Raw genomic sequence first — 15341 nt, forward strand, 5'->3', positions numbered from 1 at the left:
TGTCGCGCGGGGTCTTGTGGCGCGGTCCGCGCCGTCTGCTCAGGAAGCCGCCCGCGACCCCGCGTGCAGCGACTCCTCCCGGTCGGCTTCCGGCGCCAACCATGCCGGCAGGGATTCCTGCCTCAGCAATGTGGCGTGATCCGGGCGATCCTTGATGACCGCCCAGTCGGCGCCCGCGACCAGGACCTCAGGCGCCGGTAGACGAGAATTATAGGTCGAAGCCATGGTCGCGCCATAGGCCCCTGCTGAACAAATCGCGAGCAGATCTCCTGGTTCAACCGGCGGTAGGGTCCGATCGGTCGCGAAGAGGTCGCCGCTCTCGCAGATGGGGCCGACGATATCGACCGTCTGGGTCGGAGCCTCCGGATCCGGCCTGCAGACCGGCAGGATGTCGTGCCAGGCATCGTAGAGCGTCGGGCGGATCAGGTCGTTCATCGCCGCATCGACGATCACGAAATGCTTTTTGACCCCTCGTTTCACGAAAATCACGCGGGTCAGCAACAGACCGGCGTCCCCGACCATCCAGCGGCCCGGTTCGAAGATCACGGGGACGCCCAGGTGACCGACGGCCCGCGCGGCGACACGGGCATAGTCGGTCACCGCCGGCGGCTGCTCGTCACGATAGGAGATGCCGATTCCGCCGCCGAGATCGAGCCGCCGCAGCGGCAAACCGGCCCCGCGCAAGTCGGAGAAGAGCTGCGCCAGCTTCTCGAACGCCAGGGCATAGGGCGCCAGATCGACAAGCTGAGAACCGATATGCACGGCCAGACCGGTCAACTCGATCCCCGGCAGCTCCGCCGCTTGCCGGGCAATCGCCCCGGCCTGGGCATGGTCGATGCCGAACTTGTTCTCCGAGGTCCCGGTGGTGATCTTGACGTGCGTCCGCGCGTCCACGTCCGGATTGATACGCAAGGAGACCGGAGCTCGCAGACCCTTGTCCCGCGCGACGCGATCGAGTGTCCGCAGCTCGGTTTCGGACTCGACATTGAACTGCAGGATGCCCGCCTCCAGCCCAGACGCCATTTCCGCCTCGGTCTTGCCGACGCCGGCGAAGACGATGCGCTCACCTGGAACGCCAGCGGCGCGGGCGCGCAGCAGCTCGCCCTCGCTGACCACGTCGGCTCCGGCGCCTTCGCGCGCCAAGGTCCGCACGACCGCCAGATGCGGGTTGGCCTTGACCGCATAACAGACAGTCGCATCCAGCCCCTCTGCGGCCAGTGCGCTGGTCATGGCGCGGTAGCGGGCGACGATCGCATCGGCCGAGTAGACGAAAACCGGCGTGCCGACCGACGCCGCGATCTCGGCAAGAGATACGGGGCCGGCCGAAAGTCCGTCGTCGCGATAGTGAAAGGCGCCTTGCACTGCTTGAGACGTCCTATTGATTCGGCATGGGGAAGGTCAGCAGGCCGCCATCGGGCTGTGCTTGAACTTCGGCCCCGGGAAAGTAGGCCGGGGGCGGCGTTTCGACCACCACTTCGTTCTTGCCGTCCCGGAAGCCCCCTCCATGGAGAGGGGCGTAGGGCAAACTCCATTCCGGACCGGCGTCCTGAGGGACCTCCGGCGGGTTCTTCACGCCACAGCCGACCAGAAGCAGCAGGATGACGAAAGCCAGGGGCAACGACGAGAACAGGTGCCTTCGCAGGATCATAGGAAACGCTCCCGAGCCAGGGTGGCAGCCTCACGGACACGCTCCGGCGCGGTTCCGCCGAAGGACATGCGGCTTGCCACCGCCCGCTCTACCGTCAGGACGGAAAAGACATCATCGGTGATGCGACCGTCCGCCGCCTGCATCTCAGCCAAAGACAGGTCGGCGAGGCCGACTTTCTTCTCTTCGGCCAGCTTGACCAGACGGCCTGTCACATGATGCGCCTCTCGGAACGGCATGCCAACGGCACGCACCAGCCAATCGGCCAAATCCGTGGCGGTCAGGAACCCGCTGCCGCAGGCCTTGGCCATGGCGGCAGGGTCGGCCTTCAGGTCGCGCAGCATGCCGGTCATGGCGAGGAGGCAGAGACTCAGGGTATCGACGGCCTCGAAAACCGGCTCCTTGTCCTCCTGCATATCCTTGCCGTAGGTCATCGGCAGACCCTTCATCACCACAAGCAGCGTCGTCAGGGCGCCGATCACCCGTCCCGCCTTGCCGCGCACCAACTCGGCGGCGTCGGGATTCTTCTTCTGCGGCATGATGGAGCTGCCGGTCGTGAAGGCATCCGACAAGGTCACGAAGGCGAAGCCCTGCGAACACCAGAGCACCAGTTCCTCTGCCAGGCGCGAAAGGTGAACCGCGAGAATGGAGCCAGCGGCCAGGAACTCGATGGCGAAATCGCGGGCGGAGACGGCATCCAGCGAGTTGGCCAGAGGCCGGTCGAAGCCCAAGGCGGCGGCCGTTGCCTGCCGGTCGATCGGAAAGGAGGTGCCGGCCAGGGCAGCGGCCCCCAGGGGACTCTCGTTCACGCGCGCACGGCAGTCGGACAAGCGCCCGCGGTCGCGGCCGAGCATCTCCACATAGGCCAGCATATGGTGGCCGAAGGTGACCGGCTGGGCCGCTTGCAGGTGGGTGTATCCCGGCATGACCGTCGCGGCCTCGGCCTCGGCCTGGCCGATCAAGGCGGCCTGAAGATCGCGAAGCTGACCATCCAGCGCGTCGAGGGCGCCGCGCAGCCACAAGCGGAAGTCGGTCGCCACCTGATCGTTCCGGCTGCGCGCGGTATGCAGCCGGCCGGCCGCCGCGCCGATCAGTTCTGCCAGCCGCGCCTCGACGTTCATGTGGATGTCTTCGAGCGCGGCGGAAAAAGCGAAATCGCCGCTCTCGATCTCTTGAAGCACCTGCTCTAGACCTCGGCGGATCGCATCGCCATCTCCCACCGAGACGATACCCTGGGCGACCAGCATCGCCGCATGGGCCCGAGAGGCTGCGATGTCCTCCCGGTAGAAACGCCGGTCGAAATCGATGGAGGCGTTGATCCGCTCCATCGCCTCGTCCGGTCCCACGGCGAAGCGCCCGCCCCACATCGAGTTGGCGCTCGGTGAGGCGGAGTCGACGGCCGCCGAAGGGTTCGCCATGGAAACGTTGCTCTTGTCGTGCATGTCGCTCATGGGGAGACCTGTACCGAATGATTCAAGGACTTGGAAAGGCTTTCCTCGGAACCTCGGCTCTGTTGGCAGCCGGTTTGAGCGTCCTCCTGGCGACAGCTCCGGCGGGTAGCGTTCGGGCCGGTGAGCCACCGCTGAGCCCGGCTCTCGAGGAGCTTTGGGTGACTTTGCTGCCTCCGGTCGCGACTCCGGAACGCAGTTTCACCTTGGCGCGCGACGGCGTCGAACAAACCATAACGCTCGGCGATCTGTCCGGCGACGTCCTGCTGGTCAACTTCTGGGCAACCTGGTGCGCGCCCTGCATTCATGAGATGCCGTCGCTCGACCAGCTACAGGCGGATCTTGCCGACGAAGGACTGCAGGTCGTCGCCATCTCCGTCGACCGCGGTGGGCTGACTCAGATTGAGCCCTTCTTCACCGACCTGCGTCTGGACCATCTTGCCGTCTATCTGGACCCGAAGGGCGAGCTCGCCCGCGATCTGGATGTACGCGGTCTTCCCAGCAGCTATCTGGTCGACCGCAACGGCAAGGTGGTCGGGGCCATGCAGGGCGCCTACGACTGGGCCGCTGAGGACGCCAAAGCCTTGATCCGCCACTATCTGGACCAACCGGTACGACAGCAGGACGCCGCCAGGTAAGGGGCTAATTCAGCCCCTTCGCCACCAGGCCGGCCAAGCGCCGCGAGAAGGCGGCCGGATCGAGCGGCGGCTCGCCCTCCAAAATGCGCGCCTGGTCGAGAAGCAGCAGTCCGACCTCCTCGATGTTCTCCCCGGCTCCCGCAGCGGCGGTTTTGGCCGTCTCCGACAAGGCTGCGACCAGCGGATGCTTCGGATTCAGTTCGAGGATGCGCGTCGGTGTATCGTCCAGGCGCTGATGCTGTTTCAGCAATCGCGCCAGATGCAGGTCGATGTCGCCCTCGTCGGCGACCAGACAGACCGGACTGTCGGTCAGGCGCTTGGAGGCGCGCACGTCCTTCACCTTGCCCTGCAGAGAGACCCTCAGCATCGCAAGCAGGGTCTCGAGCCCTCCGTCTTCTTTCTCGTCCGCATCCTCCGCGCTTTCGGCCTCGCCCACCTTGTCGAGTTCGCCGCCGGCCCGGGTCACCGACCGGAAGGGCTTGTCCCGATAGGTCCCGACCCGCACGGTCCAAAACTCGTCGATGGGGTCGGTAAGCAAGAGAACCTCGATTCCCTTGGCCCGGAAGCCTTCGAGCTGCGGGCTGCGGACCAACTGCTCCAGGTCGTCGCCGGCCAGGATGTAGATCGCTTCCTGCTCCTCCGGCATGCGGGTCAGATAGTCGGCCAAGGTGGTCCAGCCGGCGTCGCCCAGGTCGGGTGCGGTCGACTTGAAACGCGCCAGCTTCAGCAGCGTATCGTCATGCCCGCTGTCCTCGTAGAGGCCTTCCTTCAAAACCGGGCCGAAGTTTTCCCAGAAGGTGACGTAGGCCTCCGGTTCCTTCTCGGCTTTCTTCTCCAAGTCCGACAGCACGCGCTTGGTGAGACCCTGCCGGATCTTGGCGAGCACGGGATTGTTCTGCAGCAACTCGCGACTGACGTTGAGCGGCAAGTCCTCCGAATCCACAACGCCGCGCAGGAAGCGGAGCCAAGTCGGGACCACCTCCGTGCAGTCGTCGGTAATGAAGACCCGCTTGACGTAGAGCTTCACCCCGCCGCGTCGGCTCGGATCGAAGAGATCGAGCGGCCGCGTACCGGGAATGAAGAGCAGACCGCTGTATTCGATCATGCCCTCGGCCTTGAAATGGAGTGTCTGCCAAGGCTGATCGAAGGCATGCGCCACGTCATGGTAGAACTGCTGGTACTGCTCCTCGGTGACCTCGCTTTTCGGCCGGGCCCAGAGGGCTCCGGCGGAATTCAGCGTCTCGGGCTCGCTCCCGTCTTCCCCTTCGCCCGGGGAGAGTTTGACCGGAACCGAGATATGGTCGCTGTAGGTCTTGACGATATGACGCAGGCGCAGCGGCTCGGCATAGTCTCCCGCATCCTCCTTCAGGTGGAGCAGGATCCGGGTTCCCCGCGCCGGGGCCTCGGTGGTTTCCTCGACAGTGAAGCCGCTGCGCCCGTCGCTCTCCCAGCGCCAGCCGTGCTGCTCGCCGGCGCGCCTGGAGAAGACTTCGACCTTGTCGGCCACCATGAAGGCGGAATAGAAGCCGACGCCGAATTGACCGATCAGGTCGACTTCCGTCTTCTTGTCCCCGAGCTGACTGAGAAACTTGGCGGAGCCCGAGTGGGCAATAGTGCCCAGGTTCTCAATCAGTTCGTCGCGCGTCATGCCGACGCCGCTATCGACGATCTCGAGCTGTTTGGCAGCCGCATTGGGCCGCAGTTCGACAGCCAGTTCCGCCGCGCCGGAAAGCAACTCCGGTTGGGTCAAGGCCAGATAGCGCAAGCGGTCGCAGGCATCGGCCCCGTTCGAGATGAGCTCGCGCAGAAAGATATCGCGGTTCGAGTAGAGCGCGTTCGCGACAATATCGAGCAGGCGGCTGACCTCGGCCTGAAAAGCGAGGGGCTCAGAGGTGGCTGGGCCTGTGTTGGCCGAGTCGGTCTGAGGACTGTCGGTTTGGGATTCGTTATCGGGCATAAGACCTTCGATCCTCCAACGGATGCTTTTTCTTGCTTGTGCCGGGCTCCGGTCCCGGCAACTCTGACGTCAAGGTGAGCATGCGGGGCGCCTCTGACGATCAGGCCGCGCGAAGATATGTGTGGAAAGCTCGTGGCCTGCAAGGCCGGCGGCGAGTCCACGTCGCCGAGACAGCGCGGGAGAGCTGCGCCGATGCAACATACAACCGAGACCGACGATCATTTCGCTGGCGCTCGCGCCGGGATGCTCAAGGAGATCGCACAGGAAGCGGCGGAGGCCGCCGGCTGGACCGGGCGGTCGAAGCTGCGGGCGGAGGTGCTCGAGGCCGTCGGCAGGGTTCCGCGAGAGAGGTTCATCGCGGCGGGCGAGGCTGCCGAAGCCTATCGGAACCGGCCGCTGCCAATCGGCTGTGCCCAGACCATCAGTCAGCCCTTCATCGTCGCTCTGATGAGCGACCTCTGCGGAGCCGGCCCGGGCAAGCGCATCCTGGAGATCGGCACCGGTTGCGGCTACCAGGCCGCAGTACTGGCGGAATTGGGCGCCGAGGTTTGGTCGATCGAGTCGCTGCCCGAGCTTTACGAGGGAGCTCGCACGCGGCTGCGAAACCTGAAGTATAGGCAGATTCATCTGCGTCTCGGCGACGGCACGCGCGGCTGGCCGGAGGCAGCGCCCTTTCACGGCATTATCGTGACCGCGGCGGCGGCGCGCCGGGTTCCACCGGCGCTGATCGACCAGCTCGCCGCCGGCGGGGCGCTGGTCTGCCCCGTGGCCGAAGGCGGATCCCTCGGCAGCCTCCTGGGCACGCCGACCCAAAGGCTCTATCTGATCCAGAAGGACGTTCACGGCGTGGTTTCCAGCCGCGACGTACTGCCGGTCGCCTTCGTCCCTCTGGTCGAAGGCAGCTAGATCAAGGCCTGCAGGTCGAGGGACCCGCAAGCGAGACGCTCCAGCCGGCCAAGCCCCACCACTTGCAAGTCCTCTTCGAGAAAGCAATCTTGCAAAGCATCATGCGCGAACGCCGCATCACGGCCGTGCTCGGCCCGACCAACACCGGCAAAACCCACCTGGCCGTCGAGCGGATGCTCGGGCACGGCAGCGGTACCATGGGGTTTCCCCTGCGCCTACTGGCCCGCGAGACCTATGATCGCGTCCTCCGCCTCAAGGGTGCCGATCAGGTCGCTCTGATCACCGGCGAGGAAAAGATTCTCCCTGCCCGCGCGCGCTATTTCATCTGCACCGTCGAATCGATGCCGCTCGGTCGCGACGTCGCTTTTCTGGCCGTGGACGAGATCCAGCTCGCGGCAGACCCGGAGCGCGGACATGTCTTCACCGAACGGCTGCTGCGGGCCCGCGGCCAGGATGAAACCATGTTCCTGGGCGCCGAGACGATCCGGCCGCTGATTCGCAGGCTGGTGCCGGAGGCCGAAATCATCTCGCGTCCGCGCATGTCGACCTTAAGCTATGCCGGCGCCAAGAAAATCACGCGCCTTCCGCCACGCTCGGCGGTCGTCGCCTTCTCGGCGGCGGAGGTCTATGCCACCGCCGAATTGATGCGCCGGCAGCGCGGCGGCACGGCCGTAGTGCTCGGCGCACTCAGCCCGCGCACCCGCAATGCGCAGGTCGGTCTCTTCGAGGCAGGAGAGGTCGACTATCTGGTGGCCACCGATGCGATCGGCATGGGCCTCAATCTCGGTCTTGACCATGTCTGCTTCGCGCGTCTGCGCAAGTTCGACGGGCGGCTTGCCCGTCGGCTAAGCCCCCAGGAGGTGGCGCAGATCGCCGGGCGCGCCGGCCGGCATATGGCCGACGGAACCTTCGGCACCACCACGGAACTGGGCGGCATGGATGCCGAGCTGGTGGAGGCTGTCGAAGATCATGCCTTCGATCCTCTGACCGCCGTGACCTGGCGCAACGGCGATCTCGATTTTTCCAGTCCGAAGGCGCTGCTGCGCTCGCTCGATCGCCCCCCACCGCGGCCCGAGTTGATCCGCGTGCGCAACGCGGAAGACCAACTGGCCCTCGCCGCGCTCAGCCGCGAAGGCGGCCCAGCGGTGTTGGCCGACCGGACGGACCGGGTCCGGCTGCTCTGGGAAGTCTGTCAGATCCCCGATTTCCGGAAGACGCTGACGGATTCCCACGTTCGTCTGCTGGACCAGATCTACCGCCATTTGCTGGACCGCGACCGGCGGCTGCCGGACGATTTCGTCGCCGGCCAGATCGCCAAGCTGGATCGCGATGAGGGCGACATCGACGCCCTGGTCGCCCGGATCGCCCACATCCGCACCTGGACCTTCGTGACTCACCGCGCCGACTGGCTGGAAGACGCGACTCACTGGCAGGAGCGAACGCGAAGGATCGAGGACAAGCTGTCCGACGCGCTGCACGAACGCCTGACCCAGCGTTTCGTCGACAAGCGGACGGCAACGCTGGTCAAGCGGCTGGACAGCGGCGACAAGCTGCTGAGCGCCGTCAAATCGAACGGCGAGGTGGTGGTGGAGGGCGAACACGTCGGCCAGCTCGAGGGCTTTCGCTTTCGTCTGGACGCCAGCGCGGAGAAGCAAGACCGCCGCGCCCTGCTTGCCGCAACCCGACGTGCCTTGACCGAAGAGATGCCTCTGCGCGTTCGCCGTATCGAAGCCGACGACGACGGCAGTTTTCGGCTAACGGCTCAGGGCCGCCTGCTGTGGCGCGAGGCACCGCTTGCCCGGCTGGCGGCCGGCGACTCGGTCTTGAACCCGCAGGTCGAGGTCGCACGCAGCGAATTCCTCGATGGACCGGCACGCGAGCGGCTGCGGTTGCGGCTGGCGGCTTGGCTTGGCCGGCATCTGGGCAATCGCCTTAAACCGCTTGTCGCCTTGAAGGAGGCTCCCTTGTCGGGTGCCGCACGTGGCCTGGCCTACCAACTGGCGGAAGACCTGGGCTGCCTGGCACGCACGATGGTCGCTGATCAGCTTGCCGCCCTGAGCAAGGCCGAACGCAAAGCCCTGACCGAGCTCGGCGTCCGGCTCGGAGCACAGTCGATCTTCGTACCCGCCTTGCTGAAGCCACGCCAGCGGGACGTCTGCGCTCTGCTCCAGGGTCTGCGCAAGGATGGCGTCATGCTTCCCTGTCCGGAGGGCGATCCCGCCGCCTTCGCACCCCCGAGAGAGCTGAACGAGGCCGATCTGCGCGCACTCGGCTACCGGCTGTTCGAAAACGCGGCCGGCCGGCTGGCCCTGCGCGCCGATGTCTTGGAGCGGCTGGCCTATGCCGCGCTGAAGCGCGGGCGCGGAGGCGCCTTCACGCCCGATGCAGAGCTGACGCGATTGGTCGGAGGAGAAGCCCGGAACCTGGCCGTCGCCTTGCCGGCACTTGGGTACTGGACCGTGGATTCAGAGGACGGCCGTAGCTTTCACAGCCGTCCGCCCAAGGGCGGCAGGCGCTCGACCAAAGCTCCGAAGACCAGCCGAGGTCGCGCTAAGGCGCCTCAGGCGCCATCCCGCCCCGAAGACTCGCCCTTCGCAGCCTTGGCTGCGCTCAAGACCGGAAAGTCGGCGCGCTGATGGCGAAACCGCCGGTCGAGGACGGCCCCATCAAGGCGGATGGCGGCGGGATGGAGACCCTGCGGCTCGACAAGTGGCTGTTCTTCGCCCGCTTTTTCAAATCGCGCGCTCTGGCGGCAAAACTCTGCGACTCGAGGAAGTTACGCCTTTCGGGCACCGTGATCGACAAGGCCCATGCCAAGCTGCGGATCGGCGACGTCCTCACCTTCCCGCAAGGCGACCATGTCCGGGTCATCAAGGTGCTGGCGCTGGCCAGCCGGCGCGGCCCGGCGCCGGAGGCCCAGGCCCTCTACGAAGATCTGGATCCGCCGAGCGAACAGCCGGCGCTTTCGGCCACCAGCGGACGATCGCACGGCCATCCGGCTGCCGCCGCTCGACCCGGCAAGCGCGACCGGCGAAAGTTGCTGCGCTTCAAGGCCAGCGATACCCCCTGAGCCACTGTCAGCTCGCTGCGGAGTAGGCCGGCAAGGCCTGCTGCTTCTTCGCCTTGAGCAGCTTGCGCAGGATCATGTTGCGCTTCAGCGCCGACATATGGTCGACGAAGAGAATGCCATCGAGATGGTCGATCTCATGCTGAATGCAGGTTGCCAGAATACCTTCGGCTTCCAGTTCCCGAATCTCGTTCTGGCGGTCTAAGTAGCGCAAACGGATGGCGGCCGGGCGCCTAACCTCGCCGTAGTGGTCCGGCAGGGAGAGGCAACCTTCCTCGTAGCCTGCATCCTCATCGGACACCCACAGAAGCTCGGGGTTCGCGAGCTGATGGGGTTGCGGCTCCTCACCTTCGCGCGCCACGTCGACCACGATCACGCGCTTGAGCACACCGACCTGCGGTGCCGCCAAACCGATGCCGGGCGCCACGTACATCGTCTCCAGCATATCGTCCATCAGCCGGCGAATATCATCATCGACGCGGTCGACGGGGTTGGCCCGTTGCTTCAGGCGAGGATCGGGAGCGGTCAGGATCGGGAGCTTGGCCATGGAGTCGTCATATCCAGTGGTGCCGCCAGTTGGCGCGTAGATTGAAATCGTTCCAACAAGAGCTATGCGGTGCATCGCGACCCGTCAAGGCGAGCGACTCGAAACGCGCGTGCTAGCCTGTTGTCTTTCATTCGCCGCTTAGGGAACGGACTGTGCCTCTCAGCCCTGAACTCCTTCTGGCAGGATTCGCTCTGCTGCTGGTTCTGCTCTTGGCCGTCGCAGTGCTGCGGCGCCCGAAGGGCGAAGACGCAAAAGCCGACCGGGCCGCCGAAGCCATAGCTTTGCAGGCACGCCTCACGGCCATGGCGGAGAGCCAGGCCGCTACCCAGGCACAGATCGCCGAGGCTTTACGCAGCCAGGAACGCCAACTTGCCGAGGCGATGGACCTGCGTTTGGGCAACTTCACCCAGCGGGTCGGCGAACGGCTGAACGAGCAGACCCGCACCCAGTCGACGGCCATGACCGATCTGCGTGAGCGCCTGGCCGTGATCGACCGGGCGCAAAAGAACATCACCGAACTCTCGACCCAGGTCGTCGGGCTGCAGGACATCCTCTCGAACAAGCAGGCGCGGGGGGCGTTTGGCGAGGTGCAGCTCAAGGACCTTGTCCAGTCGGCCCTGCCGCCGTCGGCTTATGACTTCCAGGCCACACTCGCGAACGGCCGGCGTGCCGACTGCCTGATCAAGCTCCCCAATCCACCGGGCCCGATCGCGATCGATGCCAAGTTCCCGCTGGAAAGCTATCAAGCCTTGCGCCAAGCCGAAGAGGACTCGGCCCGGCTGGCCGCCCAGCGCGCTTTCGCCACGGATCTTCGGAAGCATGTGAGGGACATCGCCGAGCGCTACATCGTTCCCGGCGAAACGGCGGAGTCCGCCCTGCTCTTCCTGCCGAGCGAAGCGGTCTACGCGGAGCTGCACGCCAACTTCGCCAATGTGGTGGAGGAAAGCTATCGGGCGCGGGTCTGGATCGTCTCCCCCACCACCATGATGGCCACTCTCAACACCGTGCGCGCGGTGCTGCGCGACGTTCGCATGCGCGAGCAGGCCAGCGTCATCCAGACGGAAGTGCAGACCATGCTGGAGGACGTCACACGGCTCGATCAGCGTGTCGGCAAGCTGGAGACCCACTTCGATCAGGCCAGCCGCGACATCCGGGATATCCGCATCTCCGCCGACAAGGTCACCAAGCGCGGCGAGCGCATCAAGGACCTGGAATTGGAAGACGAAGGTGCCGCCGGCCAGATCGCCGATACGGTCGCACCTCCGGCGCGGCCGCGATTGGTGGAGTGAAGCGCAGCAGCCGGCAGGGTCGGATCCTACTCAGTTCGAGCCGACCGTTGCACTTTCGCCGTTTGTCTCGGTCTTGGTCTCGTTTCTCCACCCGACGTCGTACCAGTCGGTCCGCCGGGTCACGGCCATGACGGCCGTAAGAGCTACGAAGAGCGCAATCCCGCCGACCAGAAGCGCCAAGTCCTGTAGACCGATCAGCAGATAGAGACAGCCATAGAGTGCCGCCACCGTCAGGCCGAGACAGAGAGCGCGCTTGAAGCTGCCGAAGGCGCCGGCCGTGTAGAAGACCAGCTGCCCCACGATCGCAGCGGCAGCGATGGTATAGGCGGCCGCGAAGGTCATTTGCTCGGCCAGGGCCAGGAGCAGGAGATAAAAGAGCGCGAGAGCGCAACCGACCAAACCGTATTGGAGAATATGCAGTCGGTGGCGGCTGATCACTTCGTAGAGAAACAGCAACGTGAAGGTGAAGAGGATAAACAGCAGGCCGTACTTCGTCGTCCGTTTGCTCTGCTGGTATGTGTCGGCAGGCTGATAGAGACGTACTCCGAAGGCAGATGCCGCCAGCTCCGGAAGCCATGCCCCTTCCGCTCCGCCGATGCGCCAGATTTGTGGATAACGTCGGCCGAAATGAGACGTCGACCAACGCGCCGTGAAGCCTTCGTCGGAGACCTCGCTACTGACGGGTAGAAAGGCACCGTCGAAGCTCGGATGCGGCCAAGGCGAGGCAATCGTTACCGAAGTCGCTCGGCCAAGCGGCAGGATCGAGAATCGGCTGCTCCCATTTAGCGTTAGCGACGCAGCGAAGGTCAAAGGCCGGCCGAAGTCGTCGGGTCTCAAGGACAGATCGCTCTGAAGGCCTCCGGCCGTCGGGAGCAACAACAGAGACGACGAACCCGGCTCGGCAACCAGTATGTCTGAGTCCCATGCGATCTCCGGCGCCTCGGTCAGGCTCCGCTGGTCCTCCAGTCCCAAGAGCAGGCGGGCCTGACTCCAGTCCGGTTGGGTTCCCTCCAAAGAACTGGCCGGAGATCCTGCGAGAAAGAAATGTCCGCTGATCTTAAGAGCTAGGCGATAGACCACGACTTCGAAGGGGCCGCGGCTGCGGTGCTCAGGTTCCAGAGTCGCCTCGACATTATAGACATCGGGCAGCAGGACCAGATGTTCCTCCAGGATCGTTACGCGACCCTGCTCATCCGCCTGCTCGCGCCGAGCCGGTACCAGGAGAATCGGCCCGGCCAGGATTTGCGGCTGGCCCCAAAGATCGCCGATCTCCCGTTCCACCTGACGCTGCCGAACTTCGCGCTCATCGACCAGGTTCTGAACGAGCGACAAGGGGATCAACAGTCCCAGCGCCAACGTGGCGATCAGAAGAATCTTCAGGATCGGGTTGAAAGCCAGGGCATGAAACGGTTTTCGCGCCTCGCTTTGTGCTGCGAGCCTCCAAGGCATCGACCTCTCCTTCACGCCGGAACCAGCCTGTAGAGTCGCTGATGGATCAGGCGTAGCAAAGGAGCCGATGCGGCAAGAGCGCGGCCAATCGCGGCTTGGGAAAGGCAACAGCGCCCGGTTCCGGACGCATGATCGGATCGGAAACTAGGGCCGGCCGATCGCGGTCCGGTTCGGCGGTCAGTTCTGCACGCGCGCGCGATAGGTCAGGGTTGCCGTGCCATTGGCCGGAACGGTCACCGTCCAGGTCAAACGCTCCGCCGTCCTCTGTTCGTGCGGCAGACTTTCCTCGAGGATTTGGGTGCCTCGGGGGAACCGACCGATCAACTGAACCTCCAACGGCTCCGACTTGGCGTTGGTCACTTGAATTTCCTGACCGGACTCGAAGGCGCGGTCGCCCAGGCGCTCAAAGGTCGTGCGGCGGGCCACGGCGGTCACGTCGAAGGCACGGCCAAGCGACAGCTCCACCTCGCCGCCAACCGGCGTGTGACCGATCCCGGCTTCGCCCGTGAAAACCGGTTGACCCTCGTCCTCATCGAGCGCCTCGTAGACGCGGATGGTCCCAGCCGGCAAGGGGCGCTCGTCCGTGCGCGCAGGGTTGTCGAACACCAGTTCCAGGTTCGCCTGCACCGGGCCGATCTCGTCGGGCCCGCCCAGGCTCGCCAGTCCGTCGAAGCTGTAACGCCGCTCGGCCGGGATATCGGTCAGTTGAAACAAGGCCACCTGCTTGCGCTCACCCGGCTCCAAAGTGATTTCCAGACCCGTATCGTAGAGGTAGCGATCGCCGGTCTCCACCGGCGCCATGACGGTATCCATCGCCACCATGGACTCGGCCTGGCCGCGCGCCATCATCGGCGGCGGTGCCAGACTCTTGCGAGAAACTTCTCCCGCGACCAGCCGCAGATCGGCGAAAGCGAAACGGGTGCGCAAGTTGTTGCTCAGAGTGACATGGGCCGTCAGATCGACCGTGCCGTCGGGTGCCAGATCGGCAACGTAGTCAGCCTGCCAGTTCATTCCGTCAGTCAGGTAGCCGAAGGTCAGTTCGGCCGGCCGCGCCTCGGCACTGTCCAGCGTGACCTCCAGACCGCCCTTGGCCCGCAGAGCCTGCTCGTTCGGCTCGGGCAAGGCTTCTAAGGCAATGCGGCCCGGCGGGTTGAGTTCCACCCGTCCCTCGATCTCAAGCACCAGACCGCCATGCAGGGAAAGCAGACGCGCCGGCCGCGTCGTCTCTTCCCCCGTGTTCGGATTGGTCGTGACGTAGAGTACGCGACGTCCGACCATCTCCTCCAACAGCCGACTGGGATTGAGGTCTGCCGCGCGTAGACTGCGGGCCACCAGCCCGACGCCCTCTTCGCTGCTGTAGACCCGCAAGCTCCCAAGGATCAACTGCTCGCTCAGCCCTTCGATCTGCAGGGTGTTGCGTCCGGCGACCAGCGGCGCCCATCGGCGGTCGTGCACCAGAGCCAAGCCATTCTGATAGACAGTCAGCGTGAGACCGCGCTGGGCTTCGGTCGAGAGATCCCGCTCTACGGCAGCCGCCGGTGTGGCAAGCAGCAAAGACAGAGCGGCTGCGGCGGTAAGAAGGCGAAAGTTCATGGAGGTTGATCTCGCTTCGGTAGATTGATTTTACATCAAACCTCGCCACCCATTGCGGCGGGAGTTTGGCGGAGCTGTTGGCATTCGCCCTATGCCGGTCGACGTTGGCGGAAGGCGGCAGAGAGCGTTCCATCGTCCAGATAGTCAAGCTCGCCGCCAACCGGCAACCCCTGGGCGAGGCGTGTGATCGTCACGCCCAAAGGTTCCAGCCGTTCGGCGATGTAGTGGGCGGTGGTCTGGCCGTCGACGGTCGCACCGAGTGCCAGGATCACCTCGGTCACTTCCACCGCCGCGGCACGATCCAACAGCCCGGCGACATTAAGCTGTTCCGGCCCGCGGCCGTCGAGCGCGGAAAGGGTTCCGCCCAGCACGTGGTAACGGCCGCGATAGACGCCGGAGCGCTCGATCGCCCAAAGATCGCCCACCTCTTCGACAACACAGAGAAGATGCGCTTCACGCTTCGGCTCGGCACAGATCCCGCAGGGATTGCGATCGTCGAGGTTGGCGCAGATGGAGCACGGCCGGATGGCTTCGGAGGCGCGCAACAGAGCCTCGCCCAGGGGGCGCAGCAGGGACTCCCGCTTGACGATCAAGGCCAACGCGGCCCGTCGTGCCGACCGCGGCCCCAGGCCTGGCAAACGCGCCAGCAGGTGAATCATGCGCTCGATTTCGGACGCGGGCATCTGCCCTCCCACACAACTCGGCCAACGACCCGGCCAGGGACTCGATAACACGGACGGCTCCAGGGTCTTCGACTTAACCTGCCGAGACCGGGGCGTCCATCGTCGCACCGATCATCCCT

General features: G+C 65.2%; 13 protein-coding genes. 5 read left to right on the top strand and 8 right to left on the bottom strand.

Annotation, left to right across the window (positions count from 1 at the left end; all coding sequences use genetic code 11):
• Positions 1–39 precede the first annotated feature (39 nt).
• Genes lysA through argH form a run of 3 tightly spaced genes read right to left on the bottom strand, consistent with a single transcriptional unit; the run spans position 40 to position 3063 of the window.
• Positions 40–1362 carry a diaminopimelate decarboxylase gene (gene lysA, locus DBZ32_RS10905; protein WP_119167200.1) on the bottom strand — a complete coding sequence of 441 codons (1323 nt, stop codon included), beginning with the start codon at positions 1360–1362 and terminating at the stop codon, positions 40–42.
• Between the two features lie 13 nt (positions 1363–1375).
• On the bottom strand, positions 1376–1648 hold the full coding sequence (locus DBZ32_RS10910) for a hypothetical protein (RefSeq protein WP_119167201.1): 273 nt from the start codon (positions 1646–1648) through the stop codon (positions 1376–1378).
• Positions 1645–3063 carry an argininosuccinate lyase gene (gene argH / locus DBZ32_RS10915; protein WP_119167745.1) on the bottom strand — a complete coding sequence of 473 codons (1419 nt, stop codon included), beginning with the start codon at positions 3061–3063 and terminating at the stop codon, positions 1645–1647. The genes DBZ32_RS10910 and argH overlap by 4 nt, the downstream gene beginning before the upstream one ends.
• Positions 3064–3113: 50 nt before the next feature.
• Between argH and DBZ32_RS10920 the strand changes: the two genes are divergently transcribed.
• A complete protein-coding gene (locus tag DBZ32_RS10920; RefSeq protein WP_119167202.1) occupies positions 3114–3731 on the top strand; it encodes a TlpA disulfide reductase family protein in 618 nt (205 codons plus the stop codon).
• Positions 3732–3735: 4 nt separating this feature from the next.
• Here the strand turns inward: DBZ32_RS10920 and htpG are convergent, their stop codons facing one another.
• Positions 3736–5688 (bottom strand): molecular chaperone HtpG, encoded by a 1953-nt coding sequence (gene htpG / locus DBZ32_RS10925; protein ID WP_119167203.1) that lies wholly within the window; start codon positions 5686–5688, stop codon positions 3736–3738.
• A 192-nt stretch (positions 5689–5880) separates the two neighbouring features.
• On the opposite strand from htpG, the gene DBZ32_RS10930 reads away from it, so the two are divergent.
• From DBZ32_RS10930 to DBZ32_RS10940, 3 genes are all read left to right on the top strand, one after another.
• The gene (locus DBZ32_RS10930) at positions 5881–6594 is read left to right on the top strand and encodes a protein-L-isoaspartate(D-aspartate) O-methyltransferase (RefSeq protein WP_162906714.1); all 714 of its coding nucleotides are present in this window, start codon (positions 5881–5883) and stop codon (positions 6592–6594) included.
• 89 nt (positions 6595–6683) lie between these two features.
• Entirely contained in the window at positions 6684–9230 is a 2547-nt protein-coding gene (locus DBZ32_RS10935; RefSeq protein WP_235830142.1) for a helicase-related protein, read from the top strand.
• Positions 9230–9664, top strand: coding sequence for an RNA-binding S4 domain-containing protein (locus tag DBZ32_RS10940; RefSeq protein ID WP_235830143.1), 435 nt, complete (start codon positions 9230–9232; stop codon positions 9662–9664). Before DBZ32_RS10935 ends, DBZ32_RS10940 begins: the two co-directional genes overlap by 1 nt.
• A gap of 7 nt (positions 9665–9671) precedes the next feature.
• Here DBZ32_RS10940 and def read toward each other — a convergent pair whose 3' ends face one another.
• Entirely contained in the window at positions 9672–10208 is a 537-nt protein-coding gene (gene def, locus DBZ32_RS10945) for a peptide deformylase (RefSeq protein ID WP_119167205.1), read from the bottom strand.
• A 152-nt stretch (positions 10209–10360) separates the two neighbouring features.
• Between def and DBZ32_RS10950 the strand changes: the two genes are divergently transcribed.
• On the top strand, positions 10361–11497 hold the full coding sequence (locus DBZ32_RS10950; protein ID WP_162906715.1) for a DNA recombination protein RmuC: 1137 nt from the start codon (positions 10361–10363) through the stop codon (positions 11495–11497).
• A gap of 30 nt (positions 11498–11527) precedes the next feature.
• Here the strand turns inward: DBZ32_RS10950 and creD are convergent, their stop codons facing one another.
• From creD to recR, 3 genes are all read right to left on the bottom strand, one after another.
• Positions 11528–12946 carry a cell envelope integrity protein CreD gene (gene creD / locus DBZ32_RS10955; protein WP_119167206.1) on the bottom strand — a complete coding sequence of 473 codons (1419 nt, stop codon included), beginning with the start codon at positions 12944–12946 and terminating at the stop codon, positions 11528–11530.
• A 177-nt stretch (positions 12947–13123) separates the two neighbouring features.
• On the bottom strand, positions 13124–14539 hold the full coding sequence (locus tag DBZ32_RS10960) for a DUF4139 domain-containing protein (RefSeq protein WP_119167207.1): 1416 nt from the start codon (positions 14537–14539) through the stop codon (positions 13124–13126).
• Between the two features lie 89 nt (positions 14540–14628).
• Positions 14629–15222: a recombination mediator RecR gene (gene recR / locus DBZ32_RS10965; protein ID WP_119167208.1), complete on the bottom strand. Its 594-nt coding sequence runs from the start codon at positions 15220–15222 to the stop codon at positions 14629–14631.
• Between the last annotated feature and the right edge of the window lie 119 nt (positions 15223–15341).

The organism is Algihabitans albus (genome assembly GCF_003572205.1).
Taxonomy (GTDB): domain Bacteria; phylum Pseudomonadota; class Alphaproteobacteria; order Kiloniellales; family DSM-21159; genus Algihabitans; species Algihabitans albus.

Bases quoted from the DNA above. Each gene is read 5' to 3' on its own strand.
- def (WP_119167205.1), bottom strand. From the start codon at position 10,208: ATGGCCAAGCTCCCGATCCTGACCGCTCCCGATCCTCGCCTGAAGCAA.
- DBZ32_RS10930 (WP_162906714.1), top strand. From the start codon at position 5,881: ATGCAACATACAACCGAGACCGACGATCATTTCGCTGGCGCTCGCGCC.
- recR (WP_119167208.1), bottom strand. From the start codon at position 15,222: ATGCCCGCGTCCGAAATCGAGCGCATGATTCACCTGCTGGCGCGTTTG.
- creD (WP_119167206.1), bottom strand. From the start codon at position 12,946: ATGCCTTGGAGGCTCGCAGCACAAAGCGAGGCGCGAAAACCGTTTCAT.
- DBZ32_RS10920 (WP_119167202.1), top strand. From the start codon at position 3,114: ATGATTCAAGGACTTGGAAAGGCTTTCCTCGGAACCTCGGCTCTGTTG.
- DBZ32_RS10940 (WP_235830143.1), top strand. From the start codon at position 9,230: ATGGCGAAACCGCCGGTCGAGGACGGCCCCATCAAGGCGGATGGCGGC.
- DBZ32_RS10960 (WP_119167207.1), bottom strand. From the start codon at position 14,539: ATGAACTTTCGCCTTCTTACCGCCGCAGCCGCTCTGTCTTTGCTGCTT.
- htpG (WP_119167203.1), bottom strand. From the start codon at position 5,688: ATGCCCGATAACGAATCCCAAACCGACAGTCCTCAGACCGACTCGGCC.
- argH (WP_119167745.1), bottom strand. From the start codon at position 3,063: ATGGCGAACCCTTCGGCGGCCGTCGACTCCGCCTCACCGAGCGCCAAC.
- DBZ32_RS10910 (WP_119167201.1), bottom strand. From the start codon at position 1,648: ATGATCCTGCGAAGGCACCTGTTCTCGTCGTTGCCCCTGGCTTTCGTC.